This is a genomic window from Nonomuraea sp. NPDC049028, assembly GCF_043197735.1.
Lineage (GTDB): Bacteria > Actinomycetota > Actinomycetes > Streptosporangiales > Streptosporangiaceae > Nonomuraea.
In genome coordinates this window covers 438,579-455,858 of the sequence record NZ_JBICTR010000004.1, presented here as the reverse complement: position 1 = coordinate 455,858, position 17,280 = coordinate 438,579, and the positions used below count along the sequence as shown (strand labels likewise).

Sequence of the window (17,280 nt, the reverse complement as noted above, 5' to 3'; positions counted from 1 at the left end):
CACGGTATGAACGGTATGACCACCGAGGACCCGGCCTGCCGCTCGCTCGGCATCGCGCTGGAGGAGGTGGCCGCCGGCCGGGCACGGCTGCGGATGCGGATCACCGGCGAGATGGTGAACGGCCACGGCATCGCCCATGGCGGCTACCTGTTCCTGCTCGCCGACGCCGCGTTCGCGTACGCCTGCAATTCCTACGGCCGCGTCACGCTGGCGCACAGCGCGCAGGTGACGTTCCTGCGCCCGGTCGCGGCCGGTGACGAGCTGGTCGCCGAGGCCACGGAGCGCGTCAGGTACGGCAGGAACGGCGTCTACGACGTGACCGTACGCCGCCCGGCCGGCGAGATCGTCGCGGAGTTCCGCGGCCAGAGCGTGACGGTCTCCGGCCGGCCCGATGGGTCCACCAGCGAAAGGAAGCATTCATGAGCGAGCAGCGGACGGCGCCCCGGCGGACCGGGCGCTGGATCGATCACTGGGAACCGGAGGACCCGGGGTTCTGGGCGGCCACCGGGCGCCGCGTCGCCACCAGGAACCTGGTCTTCTCCATCTTCGTGGAGCATCTCGGCTTCGCGATATGGCTGCTGTGGAGCGCGATCGTCGTCCTCCTCCCCAAGGCGGGCTTTCCCTTCACCGTCGACCAGCTCTTCTGGCTGGTGGCGGTGCCGAACCTGGTCGGGGCCACGCTGCGGCTGCCCTACACCTTCGCGGTCTCGGCCTTCGGCGGCCGCAACTGGAACGTGGCCAGCGCGCTGCTGCTCCTGCTTCCGGTAGGGCTGCTCGCCTGGATGGTCACGGATGCGGCGACCCCGTACTGGATGTTCCTGATCGCCGCGGCGGTGGCCGGGTTCGGCGGCGGGAACTTCGCCTCCTCCATGGCCAACGTCTCCTACTTCTATCCCGAGCGGCACAAGGGGTTCGCGCTGGGCGTGAACGCCGCCGGCGGCAACCTGGGGGTGGCCGTCGTGCAGTTGCTGATCCCGCTCGTGGCGAGCGCGGGCCTGGTGTACGCCGGCCTGGTGTGGGTCGTGCCGATCGTGGCCGCCGCGATGTGCGCGTACTTCTTCATGGACAACCTGGCCGTGGCCAAGACCGACTTCGGCACCCAGGGGCGGGCGTTCCTGCGCAAGCACACCTGGGTGATGTCCTTCCTCTACATCGGCACCTTCGGCTCCTTCATCGGCTATTCGGCGGCGTTCCCGCTGGTCGTCAACGCGACGTTCGCCGAGTCCGCGTCGCCGTACTTCGCCTTCCTCGGCCCTCTGGTCGGCTCGTTGTCGCGGCCGGTCGGCGGGTGGCTGGCCGACAGGTACGGCGGGGCCAGGGTCACCGCGTGGTCCTTCATGGCCATGGCGGTGGGGGTCGTCGGCGCGCTCGCCGGGCTCGGGCAGCACGGGTTCCCGCTCTTCCTGAGCGCGTTCCTGCTGCTGTTCACCGCGTCGGGGATCGGCAACGGGTCCACGTACCGGATGATTCCGGCGATCTTTACCATCCAGGCGGCGCACGGCGAGCCGGACGCGCGGCTGCGCGCCAGGCGGGAGGCCGCGGCGGCCATCGGCATCGCCTCGTCGATCGGCGCGTTCGGCGGGTTCCTCATCCCGCGCGGTTTCGCCATCTCCATCGGCCAGACCGGATCCATCGACCTGGCGCTGTACGTGTTCGTCGCCGGTTACGCCGTGTTCCTGGCGACGAACTGGTGGTTCTACCGCCGCCGGGTGCTGCTGACCCGAATCCCCAGCCTGGCCCACAGCCGGATCTGACCCGCCGGATCTAGGAGAGGCACATGCCCGCCAAATCCCTGCGTGACCTGGTCGACTTCGCCCGCCGCCACTCGCCCTTCTACGCCGAGGCGTACCGCGACGTGCCCGAAGGCGCCTCCGACCTCAGCCAGCTGCCGATCATCGACCAGACGGCCTTCTGGGCCGCGAACGTCTACCCGGACAACCGGCTGCTGACCGGCCCGCTGACCGACGCCGGCGTGTACACCTCCGGCGGCACCACCGGCGCGCCGAAGTTCTCCCCCTGGACCCGCACGGAGCACGCCGACTCGGTGACCGCGTTCGGCGCGGGCATGGTCCGGGCGGGGCTGAAGCCGGGGCACCGGGTGGCGAACCTGTTCTCGGCCGGCGAGATGTACGGCGGCTTCCTCTACATCGAGCACTCGCTGCACAACGCCCCGGTGGAGAACGTCCGGCTGCCCATCGCCTGCCACGCCTCCGACGACTCCGTCGCCGACCTGATCGCGTACTTCGGCGTCGACGTGCTGGCGGGCCCGCCGATGAAGCTCGCCACCGTGGCCGACGCGGTGGCCGCCCGTGGCCAGGTGGCCGACACGGTGGAGTTGCTGCTGTTCGCCGGCGACTTCCTCTTCGACGACCTGCGTCCCCAGCTGGCCAAGGCGTTTCCCGGGGCCAGGATCGCCTCGCTCGGATACGCCTCCGTGGACGCCGGGCTGGTCGGCGGACCGGTGCCGGGCGACGACGTGCGCGTGCACGAGGCCTTCGCCAACCGCACCCTGGTGGAGCTGATCGACGACTCGACCGGCGAGCCGATCACCGAGCCCGGCGTACCCGGCCGGGTGATCGTCACCAATCTGTTCAGGACGCTGATGCCGATCATCCGCTATCCGGCCGGCGACCTGGCGGAGTGGACGGACGCGGACTGCCGCGCATTCCGGCTGCTCGGCAGGTCGGCCGAGGGCGCCAGGGTGGAGACGGTGTCGATGTCGACGGAGGCCATCCGCGCGGTCCTCATCGCGGCGGACCCGGACCGGGCCATGTCGGGGATGCAGATGGTGCAGCGCCGCTGGAACGGCAAGGACGGGCTGACGCTGCGGCTGGCCTGCACCGAGGAGCCGCCGCCCGAGCTGACGCAGCGGCTCATCGACGCCGTGTACGCGGCCAGGCCGCTGTACCCCCAGACGGTGGAGGAGGGGGGCGTCCACCCGTTGACGGTCGAATGGGTACGGCCTTCGGAACTGGTGCTGCATCCCCGTACGGGGAAGGTCCTCCAGGTCGTGGACGAACGCTCCTAGCATGGAGATTCATCCACCATAGGGGTTGAACACGGTAGCAATCTCCATGGTCAGGCGCATAGCCCGGCTGCTTGGCTGTCGGCATGCGAGTCATCGTGCCCGCCGGCGAAGGGCGGGCGGTAAAGGTCAGTACCGGTCAGCGCGTGCGCGTCACCGATCTTGACGGAGGTCAGGTCGGTGACGTGTTCGCGTTCGCCGCCGACGACGTGCGCGAGCACCTCAGCGCGTCGCACACGCGGGCCGCCATCAGCCGCCTGTTCCCGCTGGTCGGCGAGCAGTTCGTCACCGACCGGCGCAGGCCCGTCCTCACCCTGGTGGCGGACACCTCGCCGGGCCGGCATGACATGCTCATCGCGGCCTGCGACCCGGCGCGCTATCGCGCTCTGGGCGTGCCCGGGTTCCATGCCTCCTGCGCGGACAACCTGGGCGAGAGCCTGTCCCGGCTCGGCCTGGCCTGCCCGAGCACTCCGCAGCCCGTCAACGTGTTCATGCGGATTCCCGTGGCGGACGACGGCCGGCTGAGCTGGCTGAGCTCGGTCAGCCGCCCCGGTGACGCGATCACGTTCGAGGCGGCGATGGACTGCGTGTTCGTGCTCTCGGCGTGCCCGCAGGACCTGGTCGGGATCAACGGGCACCGGCCGACGCCGCTGGCGATCGACCTGATCACACAAGGAGAGAGCGAACAATGAACGATGTCCAGCACCCCGCCCTACGACCGGAACGCGTCGGCGGGCTCAGCCTCGCCAACCGGCTGGCGGTCTCGCCCATGACCAGGGTGTCCGCTGCCGCCGACGGCACGCCGACAGCCGAGATGGCCGACTACTACCGGGCGTACGCCCAGGGCGGCTTCTCCCTCGTCGTGACCGAGGGAACCTACACCGACACCTGGCACAGCCAGGGGTACGCCAACCAGCCGGGCATCGTCACCGACGGCCACGAGGCCGCCTGGCGGGAGATCGTCGGGCAGGTGCACGACGCCGGCGCGTCGATGATCCTCCAGCTCATGCACGCGGGCGCGCTGTCGCAGGGCAACCGCTACCGCGACGAGACGGTGGCGCCGTCGGCCGTCCCGCCACGCGGGGAGAAGATGCCCGAGTACGGCGGGCACGGCTCATGGCCGACACCTCGCGCGATGAGCCAGGAGGACATCGACCGCGCGGTGGCCGGTTTCGTGGCCGCGGCCGTCCGCGCCCGGCGGGCGGGTTTCGACGGGGTCGAGGTGCACGGCGCCAACGGCTACCTGGTGGACCAGTTCCTGACGGACTACACCAATGAGCGCGACGATCGCTACGGCGGCCCGGTCGCCCGTCGGGTACGGCTGGCGGCCGACATCGTCTCCGCCATCCGTGCGGAGGTCGGGCCGGGCTTCTGCGTGGGGATCCGGCTGTCCCAGGGCAAGGTCAACGACTTCACGCACCGATGGGCAGGCGGCTCCAGGGACGCGGAGACCATCTTCGCCGCGCTCGCCGAGGCGGGCGCGACCTACCTGCACATCGCCAGCGAAGGACGGGACTGGGTGGAGACGGCGACCCTGGACGGAGGGATGACGATCACCGGCCTCGCCCGGAAGGTGACGGGACTGCCCGTGCTGGCCAACGGCGGCATGCACGACCTCGACCAGGCGGCCATGCTGCTGGAGGACGGCCACGCGGACGTGCTGACCCTCGGCCGGGGCGCGCTGGCCAACCCTGACTTCCCGCGGCGCCTGGCCCAGGGGCTGCCCATGGCGGCCTTCGATCACCAGATGCTCCAGCCGATGGCGACGCTGAGCAACGCCCGCCTGTGGCGGCAGACGGTCTGAGCTCGGTCCAGCACGGCGCTGGCCCTGAGCTCAGTCCATCGCGTCGATGGTCAGCGCCAGGAACAGATCCACCCGATCCTCGGTGCGTCCCACGTCCCTGCCGGTGAGCTCGGTGATCTTGGCCAGCCGGTTGCGGAGGGTGTTGACATGGACGTGCAACGCTCCGGCCGTCGCCGCCCACTGCCCATCGTGATCGAGGTACGTCCGCAGCGTCAGCTCGAGCTCACCGCCGCGCCGCGCGTCATGGTCCTTCATCGGCCCGAGGAGCTCGCCGGAGAACTGGTGCAAGGTCTCCACGTCGAGCGAGCCGAGGAGCAGCCGGTGCGTACCCAAGTCGGCGAAGGCCCGTACGGAAGGCCCCGTGCGGGTCCGCCGCAGCACGCGGCAGGTCTCCCTGGACTGCAGCAGCTCGGGTCGCAGCTCGGCCGAGTGGGCGGCGAGTCCGCCCAGGCCCGCGACCGGGCGGCGGCCGGGGAAGCGCCGTTCGACGTCGCGTACCAGGCGCTGGGCGAGCAGCGGCAGCTCACGCTCGGGATGGCGCCAGGGCAGTACGGCGACGACGTCCTGCGTGCCATCGGCGACGACGACCGGCACCCCCTCGGCCGCGAAGAACTCCCCGATCACCTCGGCGAGCCCGTGCATCGTCGCGGTCTCGCCGAGCGCGAACGCCACGGCGCAGACGGCCAGCGGACCGCCCGGATCGACGCCGAAGGCGCGCAGCCGGCCAGGGACCTCGGCGGAGCGCCGCCCCCCTGACAGGATCATCTCCAGGAGCTCACTGGCGAAGCGCATCTCGATCGCCTGGACCGCCTGCTGCTTCGCGACCTCCAGGCTGAGGAAGCGGGCCGTCTGCTCCAGTGCCGCCCGCTCGTCCGCCGCGAGCTCGCGCAAGGGGCGCAGACAGATGAGAGCCGCGTCGATGTCGCCGACGGCACCCACCGGGAACAGCGCCGCGCGTCCCGCGTCCCCCAGATCCACCTCCAGGGCCGGAGGTCTCTTGGCCAATCCCGTGGCCACGGCGTGCAGCTGGTCCGTGTCGAGATCGGCGCCGGCCATCGCGAGCGACCGCGCCATCCTGTCGACCACCGCGAGCGGCAGGTCGTGGTCGCGCCGCAGGACGTCGAGCACGCCGGAGGCGCCGGCTCCCCGGGAGATCGCCGTGGCCAGGGCGTCTCCCCGGCGCACCATGCCGACCAGCGACTGCTTGCGTTCGTCGGTCAGCATGTCGGCCACGGCCTGTGAAACCGCCGTGAACGGCACCGCGATGGAGATCTCCAGCAGCGGCAGCTCCCCTTCGCGGCAGGCGTCGACGAGCTCCGGGGGAGTGGCGGGCGTCTCGGCCCGCAGGCCGAACACGATGCCGCCGGCCTTGGCCTTCATGACGTTGCGTACGAACTGCTCCGGCGGCACTTGGTCGATCCACAGGCCGTTCGTCAGTACGAGCTCGCCTTCGCGTACGTAGTGCGAAGGGTCGGCCAGCTCGGTGTTGTGCACCCAGGCGACCGGCTCGTCCAGCGCGCCCGGCCGGCCCGGCACCAGCACCCGCAGTTCGAGTGAGGCGCGATCCACCAGGGCTTGAAGCGTGAACACGGTGTAACTATAGACAGCCAACAGCTGATTCTATGGAGCTTCCTCCGATGGGGGTCAGGCCCCTTCCACCGCGTACGTGACCAGCGTCGTGAGCACTTCCTTGACCGACTCGCGTTCGCGTACGTCGCACAGCACCACCGGAGTGGTCTCGGCCAGGCCGAGCGCCCGCCGTACCTTGGCCGGGTCGTAGCGCTTGGCCCCGTCGAAGCAGTTCACGGCGACCAGGAACGGGATGCCGCGCTGCTCGAAGTAGTCCACCGCCGGGAAGCAGTCCTGCAGGCGGCGGGTGTCGGTGAGCACGACGGCGCCGAGCGCGCCGACCGACAGCTCGTCCCACATGAACCAGAACCGGTCCTGCCCGGGGGTGCCGAACAGGTACAGCCACAAGCCGTCGCGGATGGTGATGCGGCCGAAGTCCAGCGCCACAGTGGTGGTGACCTTGGAGTCCACGCCGGAGGTGTCGTCCACCCCGATGCCCCGCTCGCTCAGGAGCTCCTCGGTGTGCAGCGGCCGGATCTCGCTGATGGTGCCGACCATGGTGGTCTTGCCGACGCCGAAGCCGCCCGCGATGAGGATCTTGATGGCCAAGGCCGAGGCGACCGCGGTCGCCCCCGGCTCAGAGGCTGCGTAGCCCATGCAGCACTTCCCTGTAGATGCGTTCGTCGATCGTCTGCGCCGCGGGGCGCGGGCGCTCGATGGTGACAAGACCCTCGCGTCGCAGGTCGCCCAGGATCACCCGCGTGATGTTGAGCGGCAGCTTGAGGTGGGCCGCGACATCCGCCACCGGTGTGGGCCTGCGGCACACCGACAGCACGGTGCGATGCTCCGGGATCAGGTCCGCGATCTCGTGGGAACCGCCGACCGTGGTGACGATGGCCACCAGGTCGAACGTCTCGCCACGCGGTCGCGCCCTGCCTCCGGTCAGCCCGAAGAGCCGGATCAGCGGCCCGGGATCCTCCCCGGTCACGGTCTTGCGCCGTTCCAGGCGGGTGCCGGTGCCGCTCCCCTCGGCTGAGAGGAGAGGTGCTCCCCGACCCGCTTGACCATGAGCGCCATCTCGTAGGTGACCATGCCCAGCTCGGCGTCACCCGAGGCGAGCACGGCCAGCCGGGCGCCCTGGCCCGCCGCGGTGACGAACAGGAAGCCACCCTCCAACTCGATGATGGTCTGTCGTACGCCACCCAGGCCGAAGTGCCGTCCCGCGCCCATGGCGAGGCTGTGGCTGCCGGCGGAGATGGCGGACAGGTGCTCGGAGTCCTCCCGCGTCAGCTCCCGGGACCCGCCCATGGCCAGCCCGTCGGCGGACAGCACGATGGCGTGCCGGATGCCGGGGACCCGCTGGGTGAGGTCGTCGAGGAGCCAGCTCAGTTCACTTCTGGCGTCAGGCATCGGGTTGGTCGTCCTTTCGATTCCACACGTCGTGCTCCTGCTCCGTCTGGCCGCGACCCTGCTGCCAGCCACGTTGCATGGACGACATGATCTGTGCAAGCTCCTCCGGCGAGCGCACCGAGACCGCGCTGCGGTCCGTGCGCCGCGCGGCGCGCAGCTGAGGAGCCATGTTGGCTTGAGGTACGCGCATGGGCAACCCGTCGAGGTCCTCGTCGGCCTCCTGGGCGGGCACCGTGCGGCTCCACTCTACGGATGGGCCGGGGGATCCGGCTGAGCCGCCCCCTCGCCTGGAAATCGGTCCGGTACTCGGCTCGGCGACGGCCTCGCTCCCCGGCCAGGTCGCCGGTCCGTTCCCCAGCCCATTGTTCCCTAGCCCATCGCTAGCCGCGCCGGGTGCCGGCCTCGGCACGGGGCCGGCCTCGAACCAGGTCGCGCGCTCGGGCTCCGGAGCGGGGACGGGCGCGTCCGGCGAGCCGTCCGGGTCTGCCGAGACCCCGTGGCCGCCGGGGTCGCCGGGGACCTCTCGGCCGTTCACGGCCTCCGCCCCGCGAGCGGAGAAGGCATCCGAGGCGGAGAAGGCATCCGAGGCGACCGGGGAGAAGGGCTCCGGAGAGAACGGCTCCGGGGACAGGGAGACCACGCGGGGCCGGGCCTCGGCGGGCGCGGTGCCGATCGCGCGCATGGGCCTGGGCGCGCGACCGCCGTGGCCCACCGGGTGCGCCGCGGCGACGGCCAGGGCCTCGGCGTTGGCGAGCAGCGCCGTGGGGAGCAGCAGGATCGCGGTGGTCCCGTCGTACGGCGAGCGGCGCAGCATGATCTTGATGTTGTGCCGGGCCGCGAGCCTGGACACCACGAACAGGCCGAGCCGGTCGCTGTCGGCCAGGTCGAACTCCGGCGGGTTGACCAGCCGGGCGTTGAGCTCGTCGAGGGTGTCCTGGTTCATCCCCAGGCCCCGGTCCTCCACCTCCAGCGCGAAGCCGTTGGCCGCCGTCATGCTGCGGACGTGCACGGTCGTGTCGGGCGGGGAGAAGACGGCGGCGTTCTCCACCAGCTCGGCGATCAGGTGGATCACGTCGGTGACCGCGGCGCCGACCAGCAACGGGGAGTCCGGCATCGGCGCGACGGTGACGCGGGTGTAGTCCTCGACCTCCAGCACCGCCGCCCGTACGACGTCGAACAGCGGCACGGGGTCGCGCCAGCGGCGGGCGGGGGCGGAGTCGGACAGGATGATGAGGTTCTCCGCGTGCCGCCGCATGCGGGTGGTCAGGTGGTCGAGCTTGAAGAGGTCTTCCAGGACCTCCGGATCGTCGACCCGGCGCTCCATGGTGTCGAGCAGCGCGAGCTGGCGATGCAGCAGCGCCTGGTTGCGCCAGGCCAGGTTGAGGAAGACCTGGGCGACGCCCTTGCGCAGCGTCGCCTGGCCCACCGCGGCCTCGACCGCGGTGCGGCGTACGGCGGAGAACGCGTTCACCACGCGATCGACCTCGGCGGTGTGGGCCGGGTCGAGGCCGGGGGCCTCCGTGGCCGGGTCGACGTCGTCGCCGCGGCGCAGCCGCTCGACCAGCCGGGGCAGCCGTTGTTCGGCGAGTTCGACCGCGGACGCCTGAAGCCGTCTGAGCTCGCTGATCAGCGACTGGCCGAACCGGTACGACAGCGCCACCGACGCGACCACCGCGGCCAGGCCCAGGATCAGGACCAGCCAGATCCGCCAGTACGCCCCGGTCTTCTGATCCTCGGCCTCCACCGAGGTGCGGCCCAGCTCGGCGTGCGTGTCGAGGTTGATCGCGCTGAGGAGGGTCTCGGCGTCGGCCTTCCACTCGTCGGGGTCCACCGGCGGCGATCCGTTGGTGTCCCAGTTGAACAGCCGGTCTTCCACCGTCAGCAGCCGCTTGTACGGGGCACTGGCGACCAGCTTGTCGTAGTTCTCCCGCAGTTCGGGGCCCGCGTCACGTTCGGCGTTGGCCCAGACGAGCCGGCGGCTGGTCATGGCGGCGACGAACGAGGCACGGTCCGTGGGGGACATCTTGCGGCGCACGATCGTGCTGGTGAGCACGGCGTGCTCCTGGCCCAGGTATTCCGCCGCGGAGCTGTAGGCCGCCATGCCGCGCACCGCGCGGTAGGACGAGAGGCTGCTCAACGCGTCGTAGTCGGTGAATTGCCGGTTGGCGACGCTGATCAGGTTGCTGTACGCGTCGATGATCTTCAGCGGTGGGGACAGCGCGCCCTCGTCCGCGCGCTCGCGCAGCGACTGGAGGCCGTCGAGGGCCCGTACCAGCTCCCGCACCTCGGCCGGGGTGTCGTCCTCCGACCCTTCGCCACCGGTGCCGATGGACCCGATGGCCTCGCGCAGCCGCGCGACCTTGCCATCGGTGATCGGCCGCTGCTCGGCCAGCAGCGGGTACGTACCGGTGCTGCGCGGCGCCGCCGCCGAAAGCTGCCGCTCCTGCTGCAGCTCGATGATCAGCTCCAGGACCGGCGACCCGATGGCGTCCCACCGGTCCTGCCTCTGGGAGACCGCGGCGATCTCATCCACACTGGAGTAGGCGATGAACCCCCATAAGGCGATCATCGAGACCAGCGGAAGCAGCAGGATCCTCAGCAGTTTGGTGCGGATCGGCGGAGGCGAGCTCATCCATCGTGTCCAATTCCGCGCGTAGTGGTGCGCCGCTAGGCAGTCGTGAACTGGTAGCGGCCCCCCAGGATGCCCGCCACGACTGATACGCCTGTGGTGCGTCCACTATGCCGATGGGGCAGATGTACTTCAAGCTCCAGATGTGAAGATTCGTGCACAATGGCGGGTTGACTCTTTGTCAGTGCACGGTTCGTGATCGTGACGGTTTGCGGCTGACGCACAGTGACGAGCGTGGATGCCGCCGCGGCCCGGATCGCCGACGGGCTCGGGGGTTTGGCGTAAAAGCCTTCCATTCACCGGGAGAGCGCTATCCGAGAGATCGGACCAGAGCTATGTTTCAGGCGCCTGATTCCCTCCGGCCCGTCCCGAAGGAGTTGCGTACATGCCTGAAACCCTCGTTCCTACGTCGAAAAGGAGAACGAGCCGTCGCGTCGTCGCGCTGCTGACCGCCGTCGCCGCCCTTCTCTTAGGACTCCCCGCGACCCCCGCCTTCGCCGGCGCGGCCCGCCCGGTGGTGCGGGTGGAGGCCGGTCTGCTCAAGGGCGCCGTGGCCGATCGCGTGGACCGGTTCCTGGCCGTACCGTACGCGCAGCCGCCGGTCGGCGACCTGCGCTGGAGCGCACCCCGCCCGGCCCGCGCGTGGACGGGCGTCCGCGACGCCGCCGAGTGGGGCAACCGCTGTCCCGCCGCGGCCAGCACCAACGGACCGCGCTCCGAGACCGAGGACTGCCTGTACCTCAACGTGTTCAGGCCCGCCGGCACCAAGGCCGGGCAGCGGCTGCCCGTGCTGTTCTGGATCCACGGCGGCGGCCTGGTCAACGGCTCAGGCAACCAGCACGACGGCAGCCTGATCGCCCGGCTCGAGAACGTCGTGGTGGTGAGCATCAACTACCGCCTGGGCGTGTTCGGCTTCCTGGCCCACCCGGCGCTCACCCGGGAGGCCGGTCAGTCCGGCAACTACGGCTTCCTCGACCAGCAGGCGGCGCTGCGCTGGGTGCGGCGCAACATCGGCGCCTTCGGCGGCGACCCCCGCCAGGTCACCATCGACGGCGAGTCGGCCGGCGGGTTCTCCGTCTGCGGCCACCTCACCGCCCCCGGATCGAGCGGGCTCTTCAACCGCGCGATCATCCAGAGCGGCGCCTGCGTCAGCCAGCCCGTCAGCCAGGGGGAGCAGTCCGGCACCTCCATCGCCGGCCAGCTCGGCTGCGCCGACGACGCGACCGCCGTCGCCTGCCTGCGCGCGCTGTCCCCGGCGCGGCTCGTCGACGGGCCGCAGTTCAGCTCGTTCGTGCACGGCGGCCCGGTGTTTCCTGAGGCTCCCGGTGACGCCGTCCGTGCGGGTCACTTCCAGCGCGTCCCCCTGATCGTGGGCTCCACCCGCGACGAGGGCCGTACGTTCGCGCAGGGCAATCTGGACTGGACCCAAACGCAGTACGAGAACTTCGTCCGATCCCTGTACGGCGGCAACGCCGACGCCATCCTGCGCCGGTATCCCTGGCCGGCGACGCCGGACCGGTTCACCGGCGCGTACCTGGCGGCGGCGATCTTCACCGACTCGGGGTTCATCGCCGGTCTGGGCGGCTGCCCGACGCTCAAGTTCATCAAGGACCTGTCCGCCTACACCCGCGTGTTCGCCTACCGGTTCGACCACCGTACGGGGCCCGGCCTCACCCCCGAGCCGGTCGGGTACGAGTGGGGCGCCGGGCACGCCGCCGAGCTGGCCTACCTGTGGCCGAGCTTCGACAACGGCACACCGATCGCGCCCACCTTCGACGCGGCCGAGCGCCGGCTGGCGGCGGACATGGTGCACTACTGGGGCTCGTTCACCCGGCTCGCCCGGCCGCAGGCGCCGTACGCGTCACCGTGGCCGGACTACAACCGCACCTCGCGCGTCATGTCACTGCGCGCGGGCGGACGCTCGGTGATGGTCCCGGCCACCGAGATGGCCACCGAGCACAACTGCGACCTGTGGGACGCGCTCTGACCGCTTCTATTTGATACGACTTCTGTTGGTACGACCAGGGCCGGGGCGACCACCCCGGCCCTGGGCGGGGTACATGCTGCTGTGACTAGCCGAGCAGGGAGCGGACATATTCGCCGATCGGCTGGGTCGGCCGGCCGATGAGCTCGCTCAGCGTGCCGGGAGTGTCGGCGAGCCAGCCACGGGAGATGTTGACGTCCACGTCGGCCATGAGCGCCGCGAACGGAGCCGGAAGACCGGCGCCGGCCAGAACGCCCGCGAAGTCGTCCTTCGGCAGGTTCTGGTAGGCGACCTCCTTGCCGGTGACCTTGGAGATCTCGGCGGCCAGGTCGGCGAGCGTCCAGGCGGTGTCGCCGCCCAGCTCGTAGATCTTGCCGTCGTGGCCCTCTCCGGCCAGCACGGCGGCCGTGGCGGCGGCGTAGTCCGCGCGCGAGGCGGAGGCGATCCGGCCGTCGCCGGCGGCGCCGTAAACCGCGCCGAGCTGGGGAGCGCCCGCGATCGACTGCTCGTAGTTCTCGTGGTACCAGTTGTTGCGCAAGATTGCGTACGTCACGCCGGACGCCTTGATGTACTCCTCGGTCGCCTTGTGGTCGGCGGCGAGGCCGGCCTCGGTGGTGTCGGCCTTGGGCGCGCTGGTGTAGGTGAGCGTGGCGCCGGCCGCCTTGGCCGCGTCGACGACCGCCGAGTGCTGCTGGAGCCGGTTGCCCTCGGTGCCGGAGATGAGCAGCACCTTGCCGGCGCCCTCGAACGCGCTCTTGAGCGTCTCGGGCCGGTCATAGGACGCTTCGCGGACCTCGACGCCGAGATCCGCGGCCTTCTCCGGGGTACGCGCCGCCGCGACGATCTGCCCGGCGGGAACCCGCTTCTTGAGCTCCTCGACCACCAGCCGGCCGAGGTGTCCGCTGGCTCCGGTTACCACGATCATGATTACTCCCTCTCAGTACGAACTAGCGGTTAGTACTTTCTATCAGAAAGCACTGTAAGCTAGCACGCATGGAGGAGTTCGAGAACCTGGTGGCCGACGTCTTCTCGCGCAAGTGCACCTCTCGCTCGGTGCTGGAGACGATCACCGGCCGCTGGGCGATCCTGGCGCTGGTGGCCCTCTACGAGGGGCCCTACCGCTTCAACGCGCTGCGCCGCCGCGTCGACGGGGTGAGCGAGAAGATGCTGTCCCAGACCCTCCAGACCCTGGAACGCGATGGCATGGTGCTGCGGGTGGCCGAGCACACGATTCCGCCCCGGGTCGAATACAGCCTCACCTCGCTGGGTCGCGAGGCCGCCGAGCGGCTGATCCCCCTCATCACCTGGCTGGAGGACCGCATGCCCGACGTCGTGACCGCCCGCGAGGGCTACCAGGGCCGTTAGGGCGCGCGGGCACATCCGCTCGCCGTCCGCGCCGGGTGTCCGCGCGTCATCCGCGCCGGCAGGTCAGCCGGCCGTCCGTGCCTCTGGCAGCAGGGCGAAGCCCGCCCCGAAGTCGCGGTTGATCGGCAACGTGACCACCACGAACTCCTTCCTGGCCACCTCGACGCCCTGGATCTTGCAGGCGATGGCGGCTGTGCAGTCGCCCCCGGTCAGGCCCATCAGCCGGCCGCCGCGGACCCTGGCCTGCACCATCGTGAGATGCAGGATGAGGTCCACGCCGAAGGTCAGCCGGCCAACCGGCCGGCCGTTGACCTGTACCTCGACATAGGGCTCGTGGTGGGAGACGACCTCGTGCTCGGCCAGCGGCACGACCTTTCCCATGCCCGGGTTGTCCAAGGTGCTGCGGGCAGCGGCGCGCAGGCTGCGGTACTTCGCCCAGCCGCCCAGCAGCACCGACCCCACGTCGATGCCGCCGAGCAGGTCGGCGCCCGCCTCCGCGGCCCGGCGCGCCAGCTCGCCGGGCGGCGTCTGGACCTGCCGGTTGATCTCGTCGAGCACCCGGCGGGCGTCCACGGCCCGCGCGAGCTCCTGGGCCGCCTGTCTCGGGTCGGCGTAGAGCAGCAGGTCGGCGGTGCTGGGGTGGGTGATTAAGGTAACGGTCACCGTACGATCTCCCTGATCTCCTGCCGGCCCGGGTCGTGGTGGCAGACGAAGTCGAGGTTGAGCGAGGGCGCGAACTCACGGATCTGCAAGCTCGGCGAGAGGTCGGCGTACGGGACGCAGACCACGGAGGGCGTCGTGGAGGTCCGCCGGCCGCGGCGGGCGCGGCGCAGCGCCCAGACCACTACGCCCACCGCCACGAGCGCGCCCACCAGCAAGCCGGGCAGCGGCGTGCTCGATGAGTCGGTTTCCCGCGAGTCGATGTCGCTGACCCGCGGCGACTCGTCGGTGCCGGAGGGGGTGACGTCCGGGCTCGCGGGGTCGGTCGGCGTGGGCCCCGCTGTCAGGGTGACGGTGACGGAGCTGCCGCGGTCGACGATGGTGCCGGCGGCCGGATCCTGCTCGCTCACGCGGCCCGAGTCCCCGCTGCCGACGACGAGCGTGAGCCCCAGGCTCTGAAGCTGCCGCCGCGCCACGTTCGCGCTGAGCCCGTTCAGGTCGGGGACCTCGACGCGGTCGTCCGGCGTCGGGGACGTCGGTGTGGGGGGACGCAGGGTCAGTGTCACGGTGCTGCCGCTGGGCACCTGCGTGCCGGCGGCGGGATCCTGGGCGTCCACCACGCCCGTCCCGTCTCCCTCGGTCACCGACGGGACGAGCCCCTTGTCGCGGATCTTCTTCTCCGCCGTGTCCCGCTGGTCGCCCACGACGTCCGGGACCGCCACGGTCGGCGCCTGCAGGTCGATGGTGACGGTGGAGCCGCAGTTCGCGAGCTCCTCGCTGGTGGGGGTCTGGTCGGTGACCGTCCAGTCGGCCGCCGCGTCGGAAGGTGTGGACTCCGTGTCGAAGCCACCCTGGGCCAGCGCGGCGACCGCGCTGTCCCGGGTCATCCCCATGACGTTCGGCACCGGCCCGGGGCGGGTGCCGTCATGCGTCTCGCTGTTCCATTCGGACAGCGTCGGGCAGGACGGTTCGGCCGTCGGCCCCACCACCTCCGTTGCCCCGGCCGTCGGCTCCGCCGCCCCCGCTGCCCCGGCCGTTGCCGGGCTCAGCCCGATCACGCACGCGGCCATCAGCACCATCACGCTCGCGGCAAGTACGTAGGCCATCAGGCCGTACCGGCGCATCGCCACCTCCCCGGCTCAGGGCTTTGACGCTAGGCGCGCAGCTCGGCCGGGTCATGAGTAGGCCTCTACTCAACTTGCGGGGCGACCTTTCCGCAGGGCCAGGGCCAGGGCCGCCGGAGGGAATCAGCGGGAAGGCTCCTTCGCGGGCGCGGGGACGGCGGTGTGCGTCGTCCCGGTGGCGGCGGCCGGCCGTCGGCCGGGGATGAACGACATGATCACCAGGGCGATGAGGGCCATGACGGCGCCGAGGGCCAGGACGACGCGGAAGCCGTTCTGGGAGGGGACGATCACGGGGCCGAGGGACATGGTCAGCTGGGCCAGGATGGCGCCCGAGACGGCGCTGGAGATCGAGGTGCCGATCGAGCGCATCAGCGTGTTGAGGCTGTTGGCGGCGGCCGTCTCGGACAGGGGCACGGCGGCCATGATGAGCGCGGGCATGGCCCCGTACGCCAGGCCGATGCCGGCCCCGATGACCGCGGAGACGAGCACGAGCTGCCAGATCGCGGACATCAGCACAGTGCCCAGGCCGTAGCCGGCGGCGACCACGACGGCGCCGACCATCAGCGTCGTCTTGGGACCCCTGGCCCTGGAGATGCGCGCGGACAGCGGTGCTGTGGCCATCATCACCAGGCCCGACGGACCCATCACCAGGCCCGCGACCAGCATCGACTGGCCCAGCCCGTAGCCGGTGGCCTCGGGCAGCTGCAGCAGCTGGGGGAGTACCAGGGACATCGCGAACATCGCGAACCCGAACACGGCGGAGGCGAGGTTCGTGAGCAGCACCTGACGGCGCGCGGTGGCGCGCAGGTCCACCAGCGGCTGCCTGGTACGCAGCTCCCACCAGCCCCACAGCAGCAGGACGACGACCGAGACCGCGAACAGCCCGATGGTCCGGCCGCTGGTCCAGCCCCAGCCGGCGCCCTGGGAGATGGCCAGCAGCAGGCACACCAGCGCGGCCGACAGTCCGGCCGCGCCCACCAGGTCGAAGCGTCCCCCGCTGCGGACACTGGACTCGGGCACGAGCGTGAGCACGAGCACGGCGGCCACGGCGCCGAATCCCGCCGCGGTCCAGAACAGCACGTGCCAGTCGGTGCGCTCGGCCAGGAAGGCGGCCGCGGGCAGGCCGAGCGCGCCGCCCACGCCGAGTGAGGCGCTCATCAACGCGGTGGCCGAGCCGAGGCGTTCGGCCGGCAGTTCGTCGCGCATGATGCTGATGCCCAGGGGGATGACGCCGGCCGCCAGCCCTTGCAGGACCCGTCCGACGACCATCGGCGCCAGGGAGTCGCTGAGGGCGGCGACGGTCGAGCCGGCCACCAGCAGGGTCAGGCTGATGAGCAGCATGAGCCGCTTGCCGTACATGTCGCCCAGTCGTCCCATGACCGGGGTGGCGACGGCGCCGGCCAGCAGCGTCGCGGTGATCGCCCAGGTGGCGTCGGAGGGCGAGGCGCTCAGGAGCCGGGGGAGCTGGGGGATCAGCGGGATCACGAGGGTCTGCATCAGCGCGACCACGATCCCGGCGAAGGCCAGCACCACCACGACGGCATTGGTCCGCGGCGGGCCGGGCGGCTCGGCCTCGAAGGGCTGAGCTTGTGCATGGCGCATGGAAAGGTCTCCGTCCGAGCGGCCGGATATCAGCGATCCGGCCACAACTTAAATCAACTGTTTGACTTAAATTAGCAGGGCCGGTTGACTAGGCGCGTACCGAGGGCC

The 17,280-nt window shown here is 71.0% G+C and carries 16 protein-coding genes; 7 read left to right on the top strand and 9 right to left on the bottom strand.

All coding sequences use genetic code 11. The features are described from left to right. The first annotated feature begins 6 nt into the window (after positions 1-6). From paaI to ACGFJ2_RS17660, 5 genes are all read left to right on the top strand, one after another. Entirely contained in the window at positions 7-423 is a 417-nt protein-coding gene (gene paaI / locus ACGFJ2_RS17680; RefSeq protein WP_393469335.1) for a hydroxyphenylacetyl-CoA thioesterase PaaI, read from the top strand. Beyond that, on the top strand, positions 420-1,754 hold the full coding sequence (locus ACGFJ2_RS17675) for an MFS transporter (RefSeq protein ID WP_357952292.1): 1,335 nt from the start codon (positions 420-422) through the stop codon (positions 1,752-1,754). The genes paaI and ACGFJ2_RS17675 overlap by 4 nt, the downstream gene beginning before the upstream one ends. A 23-nt stretch (positions 1,755-1,777) precedes the next feature. Further along, on the top strand, positions 1,778-3,028 hold the full coding sequence (locus ACGFJ2_RS17670) for a phenylacetate--CoA ligase family protein (protein WP_393469332.1): 1,251 nt from the start codon (positions 1,778-1,780) through the stop codon (positions 3,026-3,028). A gap of 83 nt (positions 3,029-3,111) precedes the next feature. Then, positions 3,112-3,717 carry a DUF1989 domain-containing protein gene (locus tag ACGFJ2_RS17665; RefSeq protein WP_393469329.1) on the top strand — a complete coding sequence of 202 codons (606 nt, stop codon included), beginning with the start codon at positions 3,112-3,114 and terminating at the stop codon, positions 3,715-3,717. After that, positions 3,714-4,829 (top strand): tRNA-dihydrouridine synthase, encoded by a 1,116-nt coding sequence (locus ACGFJ2_RS17660; RefSeq protein WP_393469326.1) that lies wholly within the window; start codon positions 3,714-3,716, stop codon positions 4,827-4,829. The genes ACGFJ2_RS17665 and ACGFJ2_RS17660 overlap by 4 nt, the downstream gene beginning before the upstream one ends. 30 nt (positions 4,830-4,859) lie before the next feature. On the opposite strand, the gene ACGFJ2_RS17655 is transcribed toward ACGFJ2_RS17660, so the two are convergent. From ACGFJ2_RS17655 to ACGFJ2_RS17635, 5 genes are read right to left on the bottom strand one after another with little or no spacing between them, the layout of a single operon-like run. Then, positions 4,860-6,419 carry a PucR family transcriptional regulator gene (locus ACGFJ2_RS17655; protein WP_393469323.1) on the bottom strand — a complete coding sequence of 520 codons (1,560 nt, stop codon included), beginning with the start codon at positions 6,417-6,419 and terminating at the stop codon, positions 4,860-4,862. Between the two features lie 54 nt (positions 6,420-6,473). Next, entirely contained in the window at positions 6,474-7,055 is a 582-nt protein-coding gene (locus ACGFJ2_RS17650; protein WP_357952297.1) for an ATP/GTP-binding protein, read from the bottom strand. Continuing rightward, complete coding sequence (locus ACGFJ2_RS17645) at positions 7,036-7,386, bottom strand: DUF742 domain-containing protein (RefSeq protein ID WP_357952298.1); 351 nt, start codon at positions 7,384-7,386, stop codon at positions 7,036-7,038. Before ACGFJ2_RS17645 ends, ACGFJ2_RS17650 begins: the two co-directional genes overlap by 20 nt. Then, positions 7,383-7,808, bottom strand: coding sequence for a roadblock/LC7 domain-containing protein (locus ACGFJ2_RS17640; RefSeq protein WP_357641159.1), 426 nt, complete (start codon positions 7,806-7,808; stop codon positions 7,383-7,385). Before ACGFJ2_RS17640 ends, ACGFJ2_RS17645 begins: the two co-directional genes overlap by 4 nt. Then, entirely contained in the window at positions 7,801-10,440 is a 2,640-nt protein-coding gene (locus ACGFJ2_RS17635) for a nitrate- and nitrite sensing domain-containing protein (protein ID WP_393469318.1), read from the bottom strand. The genes ACGFJ2_RS17640 and ACGFJ2_RS17635 overlap by 8 nt, the downstream gene beginning before the upstream one ends. Positions 10,441-10,822: 382 nt before the next feature. Between ACGFJ2_RS17635 and ACGFJ2_RS17630 the strand changes: the two genes are divergently transcribed. After that, on the top strand, positions 10,823-12,424 hold the full coding sequence (locus ACGFJ2_RS17630; RefSeq protein WP_393469315.1) for a carboxylesterase/lipase family protein: 1,602 nt from the start codon (positions 10,823-10,825) through the stop codon (positions 12,422-12,424). Between the two features lie 85 nt (positions 12,425-12,509). Here ACGFJ2_RS17630 and ACGFJ2_RS17625 read toward each other — a convergent pair whose 3' ends face one another. Further along, positions 12,510-13,346, bottom strand: a complete 837-nt coding sequence (locus ACGFJ2_RS17625; RefSeq protein WP_393469312.1) for an SDR family oxidoreductase — start codon at positions 13,344-13,346, stop codon at positions 12,510-12,512. Between the two features lie 68 nt (positions 13,347-13,414). Between ACGFJ2_RS17625 and ACGFJ2_RS17620 the strand changes: the two genes are divergently transcribed. Beyond that, positions 13,415-13,786, top strand: a complete 372-nt coding sequence (locus ACGFJ2_RS17620; RefSeq protein WP_357952302.1) for a helix-turn-helix domain-containing protein — start codon at positions 13,415-13,417, stop codon at positions 13,784-13,786. 63 nt (positions 13,787-13,849) lie between these two features. Here ACGFJ2_RS17620 and ACGFJ2_RS17615 read toward each other — a convergent pair whose 3' ends face one another. The 3 genes from ACGFJ2_RS17615 to ACGFJ2_RS17605 form a co-directional block, all read right to left on the bottom strand. After that, positions 13,850-14,449 carry a hypothetical protein gene (locus ACGFJ2_RS17615; RefSeq protein ID WP_393469309.1) on the bottom strand — a complete coding sequence of 200 codons (600 nt, stop codon included), beginning with the start codon at positions 14,447-14,449 and terminating at the stop codon, positions 13,850-13,852. Continuing rightward, on the bottom strand, positions 14,446-15,570 hold the full coding sequence (locus tag ACGFJ2_RS17610; RefSeq protein WP_357952304.1) for a PASTA domain-containing protein: 1,125 nt from the start codon (positions 15,568-15,570) through the stop codon (positions 14,446-14,448). Before ACGFJ2_RS17610 ends, ACGFJ2_RS17615 begins: the two co-directional genes overlap by 4 nt. A 123-nt stretch (positions 15,571-15,693) precedes the next feature. Then, complete coding sequence (locus ACGFJ2_RS17605) at positions 15,694-17,172, bottom strand: MFS transporter (protein ID WP_357952305.1); 1,479 nt, start codon at positions 17,170-17,172, stop codon at positions 15,694-15,696. Between the last annotated feature and the right edge of the window lie 108 nt (positions 17,173-17,280).